This is a genomic window from Nonomuraea sp. NPDC047897, from assembly GCF_043204415.1.
In the GTDB taxonomy this organism is placed as follows: domain Bacteria; phylum Actinomycetota; class Actinomycetes; order Streptosporangiales; family Streptosporangiaceae; genus Nonomuraea.
In genome coordinates this window covers 130,416-145,451 of record NZ_JBIDCC010000015.1, presented here as the reverse complement: position 1 = coordinate 145,451, position 15,036 = coordinate 130,416, and the positions used below count along the sequence as shown (strand labels likewise).

Annotated in this window: 16 protein-coding genes; 10 read left to right on the top strand and 6 right to left on the bottom strand. The window is 73.0% G+C overall.

Features of this window, described 5'->3' with window-relative positions; all coding sequences use genetic code 11:
- Nucleotide 1 precedes the first annotated feature (1 nt).
- The 6 genes from ACGF0J_RS30520 to ACGF0J_RS30495 all read left to right on the top strand — a co-directional run bounded on the left by ACGF0J_RS30520 (nucleotide 2) and on the right by ACGF0J_RS30495 (nucleotide 5,865).
- Entirely contained in the window at nucleotides 2-649 is a 648-nt protein-coding gene (locus ACGF0J_RS30520; RefSeq protein ID WP_393151284.1) for an NUDIX domain-containing protein, read from the top strand.
- Nucleotides 646-1,869: an MFS transporter gene (locus ACGF0J_RS30515; RefSeq protein WP_393151282.1), complete on the top strand. Its 1,224-nt coding sequence runs from the start codon at nucleotides 646-648 to the stop codon at nucleotides 1,867-1,869. Before ACGF0J_RS30520 ends, ACGF0J_RS30515 begins: the two co-directional genes overlap by 4 nt.
- A gap of 223 nt (nucleotides 1,870-2,092) precedes the next feature.
- Nucleotides 2,093-2,374, top strand: coding sequence for a metal-sensitive transcriptional regulator (locus tag ACGF0J_RS30510; protein WP_393151280.1), 282 nt, complete (start codon nucleotides 2,093-2,095; stop codon nucleotides 2,372-2,374).
- Between the two features lie 22 nt (nucleotides 2,375-2,396).
- A complete protein-coding gene (locus ACGF0J_RS30505) occupies nucleotides 2,397-2,612 on the top strand; it encodes a heavy-metal-associated domain-containing protein (protein WP_393151278.1) in 216 nt (71 codons plus the stop codon).
- On the top strand, nucleotides 2,609-3,580 hold the full coding sequence (locus tag ACGF0J_RS30500) for a hypothetical protein (RefSeq protein ID WP_393151277.1): 972 nt from the start codon (nucleotides 2,609-2,611) through the stop codon (nucleotides 3,578-3,580). Before ACGF0J_RS30505 ends, ACGF0J_RS30500 begins: the two co-directional genes overlap by 4 nt.
- Before the next feature lie 29 nt (nucleotides 3,581-3,609).
- Nucleotides 3,610-5,865 (top strand): heavy metal translocating P-type ATPase, encoded by a 2,256-nt coding sequence (locus tag ACGF0J_RS30495; RefSeq protein WP_393151275.1) that lies wholly within the window; start codon nucleotides 3,610-3,612, stop codon nucleotides 5,863-5,865.
- Nucleotides 5,866-5,976: 111 nt separating this feature from the next.
- Here the strand turns inward: ACGF0J_RS30495 and ACGF0J_RS30490 are convergent, their stop codons facing one another.
- Nucleotides 5,977-7,077, bottom strand: a complete 1,101-nt coding sequence (locus ACGF0J_RS30490) for a cation diffusion facilitator family transporter (protein ID WP_393151273.1) — start codon at nucleotides 7,075-7,077, stop codon at nucleotides 5,977-5,979.
- Between ACGF0J_RS30490 and ACGF0J_RS30485 the strand changes: the two genes are divergently transcribed.
- Nucleotides 7,076-7,432, top strand: a complete 357-nt coding sequence (locus ACGF0J_RS30485) for an ArsR/SmtB family transcription factor (protein WP_393151271.1) — start codon at nucleotides 7,076-7,078, stop codon at nucleotides 7,430-7,432. The genes ACGF0J_RS30490 and ACGF0J_RS30485 overlap by 2 nt on opposite strands.
- A gap of 55 nt (nucleotides 7,433-7,487) precedes the next feature.
- Nucleotides 7,488-7,988 (top strand): GNAT family N-acetyltransferase, encoded by a 501-nt coding sequence (locus ACGF0J_RS30480; RefSeq protein WP_393151268.1) that lies wholly within the window; start codon nucleotides 7,488-7,490, stop codon nucleotides 7,986-7,988.
- Between the two features lie 61 nt (nucleotides 7,989-8,049).
- Here ACGF0J_RS30480 and ACGF0J_RS30475 read toward each other — a convergent pair whose 3' ends face one another.
- Nucleotides 8,050-8,691 (bottom strand): DUF305 domain-containing protein, encoded by a 642-nt coding sequence (locus ACGF0J_RS30475; protein ID WP_393151266.1) that lies wholly within the window; start codon nucleotides 8,689-8,691, stop codon nucleotides 8,050-8,052.
- A 324-nt stretch (nucleotides 8,692-9,015) separates the two neighbouring features.
- Here ACGF0J_RS30475 and ACGF0J_RS30470 point away from each other — a divergent pair, with 324 nt between their 5' ends.
- Nucleotides 9,016-9,387 (top strand): BlaI/MecI/CopY family transcriptional regulator, encoded by a 372-nt coding sequence (locus tag ACGF0J_RS30470; RefSeq protein ID WP_393151264.1) that lies wholly within the window; start codon nucleotides 9,016-9,018, stop codon nucleotides 9,385-9,387.
- The gene (locus ACGF0J_RS30465; protein WP_393151262.1) at nucleotides 9,384-10,334 is read left to right on the top strand and encodes a M56 family metallopeptidase; all 951 of its coding nucleotides are present in this window, start codon (nucleotides 9,384-9,386) and stop codon (nucleotides 10,332-10,334) included. Before ACGF0J_RS30470 ends, ACGF0J_RS30465 begins: the two co-directional genes overlap by 4 nt.
- A gap of 4 nt (nucleotides 10,335-10,338) precedes the next feature.
- Here the strand turns inward: ACGF0J_RS30465 and ACGF0J_RS30460 are convergent, their stop codons facing one another.
- The 4 genes from ACGF0J_RS30460 to ACGF0J_RS30445 form a co-directional block, all read right to left on the bottom strand.
- Nucleotides 10,339-11,442, bottom strand: a complete 1,104-nt coding sequence (locus ACGF0J_RS30460) for a threonine aldolase family protein (RefSeq protein WP_393151260.1) — start codon at nucleotides 11,440-11,442, stop codon at nucleotides 10,339-10,341.
- Between the two features lie 148 nt (nucleotides 11,443-11,590).
- Nucleotides 11,591-12,115 (bottom strand): hypothetical protein, encoded by a 525-nt coding sequence (locus ACGF0J_RS30455; RefSeq protein WP_393151258.1) that lies wholly within the window; start codon nucleotides 12,113-12,115, stop codon nucleotides 11,591-11,593.
- Nucleotides 12,105-12,533 (bottom strand): MarR family winged helix-turn-helix transcriptional regulator, encoded by a 429-nt coding sequence (locus ACGF0J_RS30450; RefSeq protein WP_393151256.1) that lies wholly within the window; start codon nucleotides 12,531-12,533, stop codon nucleotides 12,105-12,107. Before ACGF0J_RS30450 ends, ACGF0J_RS30455 begins: the two co-directional genes overlap by 11 nt.
- Nucleotides 12,534-12,606: 73 nt before the next feature.
- The gene (locus ACGF0J_RS30445; protein WP_393151254.1) at nucleotides 12,607-14,988 is read right to left on the bottom strand and encodes a heavy metal translocating P-type ATPase; all 2,382 of its coding nucleotides are present in this window, start codon (nucleotides 14,986-14,988) and stop codon (nucleotides 12,607-12,609) included.
- Between the last annotated feature and the right edge of the window lie 48 nt (nucleotides 14,989-15,036).

The following is a 15,036-nucleotide window of genomic DNA, read 5'->3' as shown; positions in this document are numbered from 1 at the left end:
CATGGACCACCCCCTCGCCATGGACGAGGACGGCAACGCGCTGCTGGCCTTCCACCCGGCCGGTGAGCCGGTCCGGCGCGACGACGCCCCCATGCCGCTGGCGCTGGCCGCGCTGTGGCACGGTGACCTGCTCCTGCTGGTCTTCAACCGGGAACGGGCGCGCTGGGAGCTGCCGGGCGGGCTGATCGATCCGGGGGAGACGCCGCGGCAGGCGGCCGTACGGGAGCTGCGCGAGGAGACCGGCCGGCAGGTCGAAGACCTGACCTTCGCCGGTTACGCCCGGTTCGCTCTCGGCGCCGGACGGCGGATCGAGTACGCGGCGCTCTACGCCGCCCGCGTGACCGGCGCCGTGGTGGCCTACGACGGTTTCGTCCCCGGCGCTGAGATCAGCGCCGTCACATGGTGGGACGGTGCGCGGCGGCTGCCCGGGCGCGTCCAGCCCCTGGACGCGGCGCTGGCCAGGCTGGCCCGGCGGCACCTGGACCGCTCGGCCGGAGACCCAGCCGTGTCGGCCCGTCACCCCACCGGACACCCCACCGGACCTCCCACCGGACACCCCACCGCGCCGGACGGGCACGTGGCGGACGGGCGCTCCACCGTCGCCCGGGAGGGGCCGCACCCCCGCTTCCGTTCCGGCGGTCGCTCATGACCCCCGCCGGGGCCGCCTCCCCGGGTGACGCGGGCGGCGGCCGTCCGCGTCGCGGCCACGGGCGCCGGATCGTCGCCGCGCTGGCCGTCACGCAGACCATCGGCTACGGCGTGCTCTATTACGCCTTCTCCGTCTTCCTCGCCCCCATGGCCCGCGACCTGCGGGCCGGCGGCCCGCAGGTCGCGGCGGCGCTCACCCTCTCGGTGCTGATCACCGCCCTGTGCGCGCCGCTGGTCGGCCGGGTCCTCGACGCTCGTGGGGGCCGCGGGCTGATGACCGCGGGCTCGGTCCTCGGTACGGCCGCCGTCCTGGCCTGGTCGCGGGTGGACAGCCTGCCCCAGCTCTACGCGGTGTTCACCGCCATCGGCGTCGCCTGCGCGATGGTGCTGTACGAACCCGCGCTGGCCGTCGTCGTGAGCTGGTTCGACGGCAAGGAGCGGGCGAACGCCCTGCTGGGGGTCACGATGGTCGCGGGCTTCGCCTCGGCGATCTTCCTCCCGCTGACCGGGCTGCTGGTGGAGCGGCACGGCTGGCGGCCGGCGCTGGTCGTCCTCGCCCTGGTCTACGGTGGGGCCGCGATCCCGCTGCACGCGTTCGTGCTGCGCCGCCGGGCCGCCACGCGCCACCGGCCCGCCGCGTCGGCGAGGCGGGCGGACATCGTCAGGACGGCCACCCGGGCACGGCCGTTCTGGCTGCTGGTGGCCGCGTTCACCGCGCACGGCGGCGCGGTGGCCGTGATCGCGGTGCTGCTGATCAGCTATCTCGTCCAGTTGGGACACCCGCCGGTCCTCGCCGCGGCGCTGGCCGGATTGCTGGGAGTGCTGTCGGTGACGGGCCGGCTGGTCACCACGGGCCTGCAACGTCGCGCGCCCGCCGCGCTCGTCGCCGCCACGGTCTTCACCCTCCAGGGCGCCGCCGCCCTGCTGCTGCCGCCGGCGGGACGGTCGGTGCCGGGCGCGGTCGGCTGCGTGCTGCTGTTCGGGTTCGGGTTCGGTGTCGGGACCATCACCCTGCCGCATCTGCTGGCCGAGCGGTACGGCACCGCCGCCTACGCCACGCTGTCCGGCCGGATCGCCGCGTTCGCGGTGGCCGCCAAGGCGCTGGCGCCGCTGGCCGCCATCACGCTGGCTCAGGCGGTCGGCTACGGCTGGGTGATGGGCGCGGTGGCCGCCGCCTGTGTGTTCGCGGCGTCGGCCCTGGTGACGTACCACCACCGGTGACCTCGGCAGGCGGGAGGACGGGGCGCCACTGATCGTTGCAAACCCCATGGGGGTATGTTAGCTTCCTTGCATCGGAAGATACCCCCTCAGGGTATAAGGCGAAGGAGGGCTCATGTGCACGGCACGCGGATGCGGCGCCGGAGACACCGCGCCGGACGTTCGGAATACCATAGGGGGGTATAGTGTTGGAGGAGGGGAGCGTGCACCCGAGGGGAGACCACACATGGCGGGCTACACCGACACGAAGCAGGAGCACCAGCGGCGGTTGCGCCGGATCGAGGGGCAGATCCGCGGCCTGCAGCGGATGGTCGAGGACGACAAGTACTGCATCGACATCCTGACCCAGGTGTCCGCCGCCAACAGCGCGCTGCAGTCCTTCGCCATCGCCCTGCTGGAAGAGCACATGGCCCACTGTGTCGCCGAGGCGACCCGCAAGGGCGGCGCGGAGGCGCAGGCCAAGGTCAAGGAGGCCGCCGACGCCATCGCCCGCCTGGTCCGTTCCTGATCACCACGAAGGAGTGAACGACATGTCCACCACCGCCACCTACACCGTCAAGGGCATGACCTGCGGCCACTGCGTCAGCTCGGTCGAGGAGGAGGTCGGCGAGGTGCCCGGGGTGACCGCCGTCGAGGTGGACCTGGCCACCGGCCTGCTGACCGTCGGCAGTGAGAGCCCCGTGGACCGCGCGCGGATCGTCGCGGCGGTCGAGGAGGCCGGATACGAAGTGGCAGAGCAGTCATGAACACAGCAGCCAAGCTCGGCACCTACGCCCTCGGGCTCGCCGTGGTCTTCGGCGGGGCGCTGGGGCTGGGCAACGCCGTGGGATCGGACGCCCCCGCCCCGGCGGCCGCGACCCCGGGTCACGACTCCCACGCCGAGCCCGCGACCGCGCCGGCCGGGGCCGCCATAGATACCCCAGGGGGGCTCCAGGTGTCGGACAACGGACACACACTCACCCCGCTCACCGGAGCGATCAAGCCCGGTGAGCCCACCGACTTCCGGTTCGCCGTGACCGGACCCGACGGCAGGCCGGTGACGGACTACCAGATCGCGCACGACAAGAAGCTGCACCTCATCCTGGTGCCACGCGACCTCGGCGACTTCCAGCACCTGCACCCGGAGCTGGGCGCCGACGGCGTCTGGTCGGTGAAGCTCACCCTCCCCGACGCGGGGGCGTACCGGATGTTCGCCGACTTCGAGCCGACCGGCGGCGAGGCGCTGACGCTGGGGGCCGACGTGCTCGTGGCCGGCGACTACGCGCCCGAGGCGCTGCCGGCGGTCAGCCGCACGGCGAGCGTGGACGGGTATACGGTCGAGTTGGAAGGCGAACTCGTGCCGGGCCGGTCGAGCCGGCTGGCCCTCACGGTGAGCAAGGACGGCAAGCCGGTCACCGACCTGCAGCCCTACCTGGGCGCTTACGGCCACCTGGTGGCCCTGCGCGGCGGTGACCTGGCCTACCTGCACGTGCACCCCGACGGGGAGCCCGGCGACGGCAGGACGAGCCCCGGCCCGGAGATCGTCTTCCACGCCGAGGCTCCGAGCGCGGGCAGCTACCGGCTGTTCCTGGACTTCCAGCACGAGGGAGAGGTCCGCACCGCCGCCTTCACGGTGCACGCAGGTCAGGCTCCGGCACCCGCGGCCCAGACCGCCACCCGGGCCCCGAAGCCCACGCCGACCAAGTCCGACGCGCACGGCGACCACGGTCACTGAGCCGGACAGGACGTGAGAAAGGAGAGGTGATGGCTCCTGTCACCGATGACAGGCCGCCGGCGTCCGGCGGCTCGGTCGAGCTCTCGATCGGCGGCATGACCTGCGCGTCCTGCGCCAACCGGATCGAGCGCAAGCTCAACAAGCTCGACGGGGTGACCGCCACGGTCAACTACGCGACGGAGAAGGCCAAGGTCGCCTTCCCCGAGGGGCTCGACCCCCGCGACCTGATCGCCGAGGTGGAGAAGGCCGGCTACACCGCCGCGCTGCCGCCCCCGCCGGTTCGGGAGACGCAGCGGCAGGAGCCCGAAGAGGCAGCCGACGAGCTGCGGCCCCTCCGGCAGCGGCTGATCACCTCGCTGGTCCTGGCGATCCCCGTGATCGCGATGGCGATGGTGCCGGCGCTGCAGTTCACCTACTGGCAGTGGCTGTCGCTGACGCTGGCGGCGCCGGTCGTGGTGTACGCGGGCTGGCCGTTCCACAAGGCCGCCTGGACCAACCTGCGCCACGGCGCCGCCACCATGGACACCCTGGTGTCACTGGGCACGCTGGCGGCGTTCGGCTGGTCGCTGTGGGCGCTGTTCTTCGGCACCGCGGGCGAGCCGGGCATGAAGCACCCGTTCGAGTTCACCATCGCCCGCACCGACGGCTCGATGAACATCTATCTGGAGGCCGCCGCCGGGGTGACCGCGTTCCTCCTCGCCGGCCGCTACTTCGAGGCGCGCGCCAAGCGGCGCGCCGGAGCGGCGCTGCGGGCTCTGCTGGAGCTCGGCGCCAAGGACGTGGCCGTGCTCCGCGACGGCGCCGAGGTGCGCATCCCCACCGACCGGCTCGCCGTCGGCGACCGCTTCGTCGCCCGGCCGGGCGAGAAGATCGCCACCGACGGCGTGATCGAGGAGGGCACCTCGGCGGTGGACGCCTCGATGCTCACCGGCGAGTCGGTGCCGGTGGAGGTGCGGCCCGGCGACGCCGTCACCGGCGCCACCGTCAACGCCGGCGGCCGGCTGGTGGTGCGCGCCACCCGCATCGGCTCCGACACCCAGCTCGCCCAGATGGCCAGGCTCGTGGAGGAGGCCCAGACCGGAAAGGCGCAGGTCCAGCGGCTGGCCGACCGGATCTCCGGGGTGTTCGTCCCCATCGTGATCGCCCTGGCCCTGGCGACGCTGGGCTTCTGGCTCGGCACCGGCGCGGGCGCGACCGCCGCCTTCACCGCGGCCGTGGCGGTCCTGATCATCGCCTGCCCGTGCGCGCTCGGCCTGGCGACGCCGACCGCGTTGCTGGTCGGCACCGGCCGGGGCGCCCAGCTCGGCATCCTCATCAAGGGCCCCGAGGTCCTGGAGTCCACCCGCCGCGTCGACACCGTCGTGCTGGACAAGACCGGCACCGTCACCGAAGGCCGGATGACCCTCACCGACGTGCACGTCGCCGACGGTGAGGACGAGGCCGAGGTGCTGCGGCTGGCCGGAGCGCTGGAGCACGCCTCCGAGCATCCCGTCGCCCGGGCCATCGCCCGCGGCGCCGCCGACAAGGTGGGGCAGTTGCCGGTGCCCGAGGACTTCGCGAACGTGGAAGGGCTCGGCGTGCAGGGCATCGTGGACGGTCACGCCGTCCTCGTCGGCCGGCCCAGGCTGCTGGCCGAGTGGTCGCAGCACCTGCCGGGCGAGCTGGCACGCCGGCTGGAGGAGGCGCAGACGGCCGGCCGGACGGCCGTCGCGGTCGGCTGGGACGGCAGGGCCCGGGCCGTGCTCGTCGTCTCCGACGTCGTCAAGCCCACCTCCGCCGAGGCGATCCGGCAGCTACGCGGTCTGGGACTGACGCCGGTGCTGCTGACCGGCGACAACGAGGCCGTCGCCCGCAGCGTGGCCGCCGAGGTCGGCATCGACGAGGTCATCGCCGAGGTGCTGCCCGCCGACAAGGTGGACGTCGTCAAGAGGCTGCAGGCCGACGGCCGTGCGGTGGCCATGGTGGGCGACGGGGTCAACGACGCCGCCGCGCTCGCCCAGGCCGACCTCGGCCTCGCGATGGGCACCGGCGCCGACGTCGCCATCGAGGCCTCCGACCTGACCCTGGTGCGCGGCGACCTTCGGGTGGCGGCCGACGCCATCCGGCTGGCCCGCCGCACGCTCGGCACGATCAAGGGCAACCTGTTCTGGGCCTTCGCCTACAACGTGGCCGCCCTGCCCCTGGCCGCCATGGGCCTGCTCAATCCCATGATCGCCGGTGCGGCGATGGCGTTCTCCAGCGTCTTCGTCGTCACCAACAGCCTCCGGCTGCGCGCCTTCAGGTAACCCTGCCGATGGCCGGCAGGTAACCCTGCAGGCCATCGCCCCCGCCGAGAACCGGGCCGCGGCCTACCCCGCCGCCCGGTTCTCGGCGTGTCCGGCGGCCCCGCCGGGCTGCTACCTGTGCGTGACGAGCACGGCGTGGTGATCGGCCCCGGCCGGGCCGTCCGGGTCGGCGTGCACGGTGGCCGCCCGCAGCCTCGGCAGCCCGTGGATCAGCCGGTGCTCGGCCTCCACCGCCACCGCGTGCGCCTCGATCAGTGACGCGTCGTGCCGGACCGCGATCTCCACCTCGGCCCGCAGCGCGTGCCCGATCCAGCGCAGCCGCACCGTACCGACCCGCGCCACCCCCGGCACGCCCGCCAGGATGCGCTCGGCCTCGGCCACGAGCTCCGGATCGACGGCGTCCATCAGCCGGTGGTAGATCTCGCGGCCCGCGTCGCGCAGCACGAACAGGATCGCCACCGTGATGAGCAGGCCGACGACGGGATCGGCGAGCGGGAAGCCGAGCGCGGCGCCGCCCGCGCTCAGGAGCACGGCCAGCGAGGCGAAGCCGTCGGTGCGGGCGTGCAGGCCGTCGGCCACCAGCGCCGCCGAGCCGATCTCGCGGCCCACTCTGATCCGGTACCGGGCCACCCACTCGTTGCCCACGAAACCGACCACGCCGGCCGCCGCCACCAGCCCGAGCGCCCGCACGTCCTGCGGATCGACCAGCCGCCTGACCGCCTCGTAACCGGCCAGCCCCGCCGACGCGGCGATCAGCAGCACGATGACGATCCCGGCCAGGTCCTCCGCCCTGCCGTAGCCGTAGGTGAAACGGCGCGTGGCCGCCCGCCGGCCCACCCAGAACGCGATCGCCAGCGGCAGCGCGGTCAACGCGTCGGCGAGGTTATGCAGCGTGTCACCCAGCAGTGCCACCGAGCCCGACCAGGCCACGATGACGGCCTGGAGCGCCGCGGTGACCATCAGCACGGCGAACGAGATGCCGAGCACCCGCATGCCCCGGCCGCTGGACTCCCATGCGCGGTCGGTCCTGGCGGCGCTGTCGTGACTGTGCGGGACGAAGACATGGCCGAGCCTGCCCAGCACCGCCCGCACTCCGCCGCCGCGTCCGTCCTGCCCGTGCCCGTGCCCGTGCCCCTGCTCCGGGGGATCAAGCTGCGTCATCCGCCTGCCTCGCTTGCCTTTGACCCGTTTGCCCGGATTGTATGTAGTCATGTATGCACGCGACAACGAATCAGGTGCGACCCCTGCGCAGGAACAACCCACAGGCGCGCAGGTAGAAGCCGCCGTCGCCGCCTTCCGCATGCTCAGCGACGCCACCCGGCTCCGGCTGATGTGGCTGCTGAGCACCGGCGAGTACGACGTCGGCTCCCTGGCCGAGACCATCGGCGTCGCCCGGCCGTCGGTCTCCCAGCACCTGGCCAAGCTCCGCCTGGCCGGCCTCGTCCACACCCGCCGGGACGGCCGCCGGGTGCTGTACCGGGCCCGTGACGCGCACGTCCGCGCCGTCATCAGCGAGGTCCTCTTCCACGCCGACCATGAGGTCTCCGGCATCCCCCGGCACGACTGAGGCCCCGGCGTACCGCCCGCGCGGACGGACCGAGCGCCGTTGACATACTCCAACCATGAGTACGAGTGCGAAGGCCGACAGGACACGGCAGGCCCGACCCGTGGCATGGACGCTGCGTCCCGCGGACCTGGCGGACGTCGAGGCCGTCGCCGAGCTGCGGGCGACGGTGATGCGCCCGGACCTGGAGCGGTTGGGACGGTTCGACGAGCATCGGGTCCGGCAGCGGCTGCGCGACTCCTTCTCCCCGCGGCACACCTCGGTCATCGTGGCGGACGGCGCCTTCGCCGGCTGCGTCGCCGTGCGTCCGGCCGAGGACGGGCGGTGGCTGGAGCACTTCTATCTCGACCCCGCCCTCCAGGGCCTGGGCATCGGGTCGGCCGTCCTGCGGACCCTGCTGAGGCGGACCGACGCCGACGGCGTCCCCGTCCGCCTGAACGTCCTGCGGGGCAGCGCCGCCCGGCGGCTGTACGAGCGGCACGGCTTCACCGTGGAGGCCCAGGACCCGATCGACGTCTACATGCTGCGACGGCCGGCCACGGACGCCCCCGAAGCCTGATCGCGCTTCAGGCAGGAGGATCATCCTGTCCAGGGCAGCCGTGAGTGCCTCCCCGCCAGGGTCAGAGCCGGTCGAGGATCTGCCGCATCTGCTCGATCTCGGTCTGCTGGGACGACTCGATCGTCTTGGCCAGGTCCTTGGCCTCGGGGTCGGCCCCCTCGGCCTGCTCGGTCCTGGCCATCTCGACGGCGCCCTCGTGGTGGGCGATCATCATCTCGGTGAAGTGCTTGTCGAAGGTGGCGCCCTTGGCGTCCGCGAGCTCCTTCATGTCCTCGGCGGACATCATGCCGGGCATGCCGTGACCCATGCCCCGCAGGTCGCCCGTGCCGGTGGGCACGGGCTCGCCCCACTCCTGGAGCCAGCCCCGCATGGTCTTGATCTCGGGATCCTGGGCGGCCTTGATCTTCGCGGCCAGTTCCTTGACCTCGGGGTCCTTGGCGCGGGTCGCGGCCAGCTCGGCCATCTCCACGGCCTGCTGGTGGTGCGGGATCATCATCTGCGCGAACATCACGTCCGCGTCGTTGAACGACGCCGCCGGCTGCGTACCGGTGGGCGTGGCGGCGGCACCGCTGGTCGTGGGCATGGCGTGCCCGGACATCGCGCTGTCGCCACCGCCGCCGCAGGCGGTGAGCAGGACGAGCGCGCCGGCTCCGGCGGCCGTCGCGGACGTGATGCGCAGGATGAACGGTCGGTTGCTGAACATGGGCGGCTGACTCCTGTCGTGTCGGATGTACGCATGGCCGGGGGTCGTGCGACTGGTCGGCTCACCTGCGGAGCACCGACTGGACCATGCGCCGGGACGGCGGCCTGCCGGGAGGTCCGAGCGTGTGCATCCCGCAGACACCGATGACGAGCAGCAGGAGCAGGGCCCACCGCGGGAGGCGGCGCCCTCGGCCCACTACTCGCTCGATCATTCTCTTCCTGCACGGATACCGGTGTGTCCCTACGCACAATAGTAGACAGGGCCGGCTGGGGCCGGCATGGGCCGGTAGGATCCAGAGGAAATGCCCGGTTGAAGGGATTTCGCATGGGGCGCGGTCTGGGCGACCTGGAGGCCGTGATCATGGATCGGATGTGGTCCTATCGCCGGTCGGCGTCGGTACGTGACGTGCTGGAGGACCTGCGCCGGGAGCGAGTGATCGCGTACACGACCGTGATGACGGTGATGGACAAGCTGCACACGAAGGGTCTGCTCAAGCGGCGGCTGGTCGGCAAGGCGTACGTCTACGAGGCGGTCTCGTCCAAGGAGTCCTACACCGCCGACCTGATGCGCGAGTCGCTGGCCAGGAGCGGCAACCAGGCCGCGACCCTGGTGCACTTCCTTGAGCGGCTCACCCCCGAGGAGGCCGCCGCCCTGGAGGCGGCGCTGCAGGTCTTCCCGCCCAAGGGGCGCGGGTGACGGCGGCGGCCGTGCTGGCGGCCTATCCGGTCATGGCCGCCATCGTGCTGCCCCGGCTGCTGGACCGGGCCGGGTGGGCCGACCGTGCGCCCAGGCTCGCCATCGCGCTGTGGCAGGCGGCGTGCGCCTCCGTGGTGGTCTCCGTGCTGCTGGCCGCCTTCGCGCTGGCGGTGCCCGCCGCGGTGGTCGGGCACGGCCTGGCCGCCTTCTTCGCCGCGTGCGCCGCCTGGCTGACGCACGGGGCGGGCATGACCGCGGGCACCACCGCCGTGGCCGTCATCGTGGCCGGCGCCGTGACGGCCCGGATAGCGTGCCGGGCCGGTGCGGTCCTGGTGCGGGCCCATGCGGAGCGGCGCCGGCACGCGGAGACGCTGGCGCTGCTGGGCAGGCACGACGGACGGTTGGACGCGATCGTCGTCGACTACGACGAGCGGCTGGCCTACTGCCTGCCCGGCAGACACGGCAAGGCGGTCATCACGACGGGCGCGTTGCGGAGTCTGAGTCCCGAGCAGGTGGCCGCGGTGCTCGCCCACGAGCAGGCCCACCTGCGCGGACGCCACCACCTGGTCCTGGCGGGAGCGGAGACCCTGGCGACGGCGTTCCCCGGGGTGCCGCTGTTCGAGCGGGCCCGAACCGAGCTCGCCAGGCTGGTCGAACTCCTGGCCGACGACGTGGCGGCCCGTCGGCACCCCCGCATCCTGATCGCGACCGCTCTGGTGGGGCTCGCCACGGGCCGCGCGCCCGCCTTCACGCTGGGCGCAGGCGGCGAGACGGCGCTGGCCCGCGTCCGCCGCATGCTGAACCCTGGGACTCCGCTGGCTCGCCGGCAGCGCCTGGCCGGGGCGTTCGCCGTCGGACTGCTGCTGGGGGGACCAGCCGTGGTGGCCCTTCTGCCCGGCCTCGACTCCTTCCTCGCACATCACTGCCACGAGTTCCTGGGCCTCTGAGCTCCTAACCGGCCGGCACCGGCGGAGCCTGGAGGGAGGTGGCGCGGGCGAGCAGGTCGCGGAGGAGATCGACCACCTCGCCGGGGGTGAACTCCATGGCGTTCTCGCCGACGCTGACCTCGAAGGCGCAGCGGCCCGGCTCGGACGCCGAACGTACCCGGCCCCAGAGCTGGATGCCGTGCTCGGCGAGGATCGCCTGGCCGGCCCGTTCGACGGCGTGCCGGTCCGCGGGCAGGTGGACGTGGAACAGCGGAGTCTGCGGCGGATCAGGATGGACGCGGGCGGTGCCGTCGGCGTTGACGGCGGCCGCGATGGCTACGGCGTGCTCGCGGTAGGCGGGCATCCTGTCGGCCAGGGTGTCGAGATGGACCAGCGCGGCCAGGGCGAGCGGCCAGGCGTCGCGGATGCCGCCGCCGAGCCGCTGCCGCCACACCCGTGCCACCTCGACGGTGGCCGCGTCGGAGGCGAGCACCGCGCCGCGCACGCCCTGCAGGCTCTTGTAGAGGGAGACGTAGACGGTGTCGAACAGCCCGGCGATCTCGTCGTACGGCCGCCGGTAGTAGGTCTGGGCCTCCCACAGGCGGGCGCCGTCCAGGTGCGTGGCGGCGCCGGTGGCGCGCACGAGTTCGACCTGCCCGCACAGGTCGTCCCACGCGGGCAGCAGGCCGCCGATGTCGCGCTGCGGCAGTTCCCAGACGGCCGCCGCGAGCGGCTCGCCGATCGCCGCCAGGTCGGCGGCCGTCATGAGCTCGTGCGGGTCGCCGGTGCGGCGCAGCCGCAGGCCGTGGACGGCGTTGTAGCCCTGCTCCTCCCACACGTCCAGATGCGACTGCGGATGGGCGGCGAACGTACGGCGGCCGCGCCGGTCGGCGTGCACGCGCAGCGCGGTCTGCTGGGCCATCGTGCCGCTGGGGAAGAACAGCGCGCTCTCCTTGCCGAGCAGGTCGGCCAGCCGCCGCTCCAGCACCGCGACGGGGCCGTCGGGGCCGTCGGCGGGGGTGTCGTCATCCACCAGGGCGAGCATCTGCTCCAGCATCATGCGGGGCGTGCGCCGGATGGGCGCGTGCAGGAACAGCGACCGCCGTACCGGCGGGCTGGTGTCGGGCATGAAGATCTCCTTCGGTTGTCGCGACCGTCCGCGGAACCTTACCCTGGTTGGGTATTAAGGAAGGTCGGCTGGTCCGCGGATTTCGAGCTGGGTCAGCGGTGAGCGGAGCGATCGTTCGGGGAGGCCGGGCCTCCTGGAGCGGGGCGATTCATCCGTGTTCGGCGTGCTGCCCGTGGTCGGTGACCTGGGCGTCGAACCAGGCGTGCAGCGCCTTGACGAGGGCGGGCTCGGTGGTGGTGTAAGAAATCCGGGCCCCGGCGGGGGCCTCCGCGTAGCGCACGCCGATCCGGTCATGGCCCGCCTCAAGCTCACGCAGTCCGGGCATTTCGCCGCCGTGGATGGACGCGGGGTCGCCGAAGTCGCCCTTGCTGAAGCGCGCGACCTCCTCAGCCAGGTGCTCGCGGATGAGCCGTACCTGCTGGGCGTCGGCGGGGTCCTTGGCGGTGACGGTCTGCAGACCCCCGGTGCCGGTCTTGGCGAAGCGGTGCATGGTGCGCTCCAGGTCGAACGGCATGACCTCCCGGCTCTTGGCCGCCACCTCCGCCTGCCGGGCGGCCTGCGCCTGGGCCTCGCTCCGGCCGTTCTGGCCACCCAGCGCGTACCCGCCCGACGCCGCGGCGATCACCGCCAGGCCGGCCATGAGCAGCGGGATGCGCCGCTTCTCAATGTTCATCCATTGCCTCCGTGAGGATTTCCAGGGCGTGCAGGACGCCGTCGCGTTCACCTTCCGGGACGCGGTCCAAGATCGAGGAGAAGCGTGCCGCTCTGGCCTCGGCCAACTGCTCGGCGGCCCTTACTCCAGCGGCGGTGAGCTGGACCAGCACGCCGCGCCCGTCGTCCGGGGCCGGGACGCGCTCGGCCCAGCCGCGGTTGATGAGCTGGGTGACCAGGCGGCTGGTGGTGCTCTTCTCCAGGCGCAGCCGCTGCGTCAGCTCGCTCTGTCGAAGCGCGCCGTCCCTGGACAGCTCGCCGAGCGCGTGCGCCTCCGACACCGGGACGGGCAGCCCACAGGGGGTCTGGTCGGGCTGGTGCAGGCCGAAGGCTCGGACGAAACGGACCACGGCATCCTGAAGCTCACGCTCATCCGCCATGGTTCGACCCTACAACTATCTGGTTGTAGGGCACAACTACTTGGCTCCCGACCGCCTGTCAGAACCCGGCGCCTCAGGTCTCGGGAGAGGTGCCCGGCTCGGGTAGGTGGAGCCGTTTGAGCATGAGGGCGTTCACCGCGACGATGAAGCTGGACCCCGACATGGACAGGGCGGCGACCTCGGGGCGGAGCACCAGCCCGAAGGCGGGTTCGAAGACCCCGGCGGCGATCGGGAGCGCGACGGCGTTGTAGCCGACCGCCCAGCCGAGGTTCTGGCGCATCTTGCGCAGCGTCCCCCGGCCGATGGCCAGCGCGGTGGGCACGTCCAGCGGGTCGGAGCGCATCAGCACGAGGTCGGCGGTCTCGATGGCGACGTCGGTTCCGGCGCCGATCGCGATGCCGAGGTCGGCCTGCGCCAGCGCGGGGGCGTCGTTGACGCCGTCACCCACCATCGCGACCTTCCGCCCGCCGCGCCGCAACTCGGCGATCTTGGCGGCCTTCTCGCCCGGCAGGACCTCGGCGATGACCGTGTCGATGCCGAGGCGTTCGGCGATGCGGCGGGCGGTGGCCTCGTTGTCGCCGGTCAACATGATCACCTCGATGCCGGCCTGGTGCAGCGCGGTCACGGCCGCCGCCGAGGTGTCGCGCGGGGCGTCGGCGATGCCGATGAGCCCCGCCGCCCTGCCGTCCACGGCGGCGATCACCACGGTGCGCCCGCCCGCCGCCAGTTCCTCGCGGCGGGTGGCCAGCTCGTCCAGCTCGATGTCCTCGGCCGCCATGAGGCGGCGGTTGCCCACGGCCACCCGGTGGCCGTCCACCTCGGCGATCGCTCCCTGGCCCGGGACGCTTGCGAACTTGACCGCCCGAGGCGGCGCACCCGGTCGGCCGGCGTGGCGGACGACGGCCTCGGCCAGCGGGTGCTCGGACTCACGCTCGACCGCGGCGACCAGGCGTAGCAGCTCGTCCTCGGCCATCCCGTGCGTGATCACGTCGGTCACCTCCGGCTCGCCCTTGGTCAGGGTGCCGGTCTTGTCCATGACCACGGCCTGGATCCGGGCGGCGGTCTCCAGCGCCATCGCGTTCTTGAACAGAACGCCCCGCTTGGCCCCCAGGCCGGTGCCGACCATGATCGCGGTTGGGGTGGCCAGGCCGAGCGCGTCCGGGCAGGTGATCACGACGACGGTGATGGCGAACAGCATGGCCGTGCCGGCGGGCGCGCCGGCCGCCAGCCAGACCGCGAAGGTCAGCGCGCCACCGACGAGCGCCACGAACACCAGCCAGAACGCCGCCCGGTCGGCCAGTCGCTGCCCGGGCGCCTTGGAGTTCTGCGCCTGCTGCACCAGCTTGACGATCTGGGCCAGGGCGGTGTCCGAGCCGATCCTGGTGGCTGCGACCCGTAGGGTGCCGTTCTTGTTGATGGTCGCGCCGATGACGGCTGAGCCGGGCGCCTTGTGCACCGGCAGGCTCTCGCCGGTGACCATCGACTCGTCCACCTCGCTCTCGCCGTCGACGACCTCGCCGTCGACCGCGATCCTCGCGCCTGGACGTACCAGCAGGAGGTCCCCGACGACCACCTCGGCGGTGGGGATCTCCACCTGCCCGCCGGCGCGGATCACCACCGCCCTGGGCGGTGCCAGGTCGAGCAGCGCCCGGATCGCGTCGTTGGCGCCGCCTCGGGCCCGCATCTCCAGCCAGTGACCGAGCAGCACGAAGGTCGCGAGCATCGCGGCCGCCTCGTAGAACACCTCGCCGCCGCCGGTCAGCGTGATGTACACCGAGTACAGCCAGCCGGCGCCGATCGCCACCGCGACCAGCACCATCATGTCGAGCGTGCGCGCCCGCAACGCCCGTACGGCGCCGTCGAAGAAGATCCACGACGAGTAGAAGATCACGGGGAGGCTGAGCAGCAGCGCCCACACGTCCTCCCGCAGCCCGAACGGCACCGGCACGCGCAGCCCCAGCATCTCGCGGCCCATCGGCGACCAGATCGTGATCAGCACCGACAGCGCCGCCGCGACCAGGAACCGGTTGCGCATGTCCGCGGCCATGGCCTCCATCGACCCGGGCCCGCCGTGGCCGCCGTGACCCATCACCTCGTGCGCGGGCGGCGCGTGCTCGGCTGGGGGGTGACGGTCGGTCACCGCCCCCGCGCCCCGGGGGTGTGCGTGCCCGTCGTCCGGCGGGTCGGGTTCGGCCATCGGGTCGCAGACGTGAGCGGGCACCGACTGCCCGGCACAGTGGTAGCCGCATTCCTCCACCCAGCGGCGCAGCTCGGCCACCGAGGTCTCCCGCGGGTCGAACACCACCGTGGCGGCCTGCGCGACGGGGTTGACCTCCACCGCGATCACGCCGGGCCGGCGGCCCAGCACCGCGGTCACCACGTTCTGCTCCGACGCCCAGTGCAGGCCGCTCACGTCCAGCACCGCCGTACTGCGTTCCTTGAGGTCCTCGGTCATCACGACCTCCCCTCCACGGCGTCGACGCCATGGGCCGCGCGTCCTGGG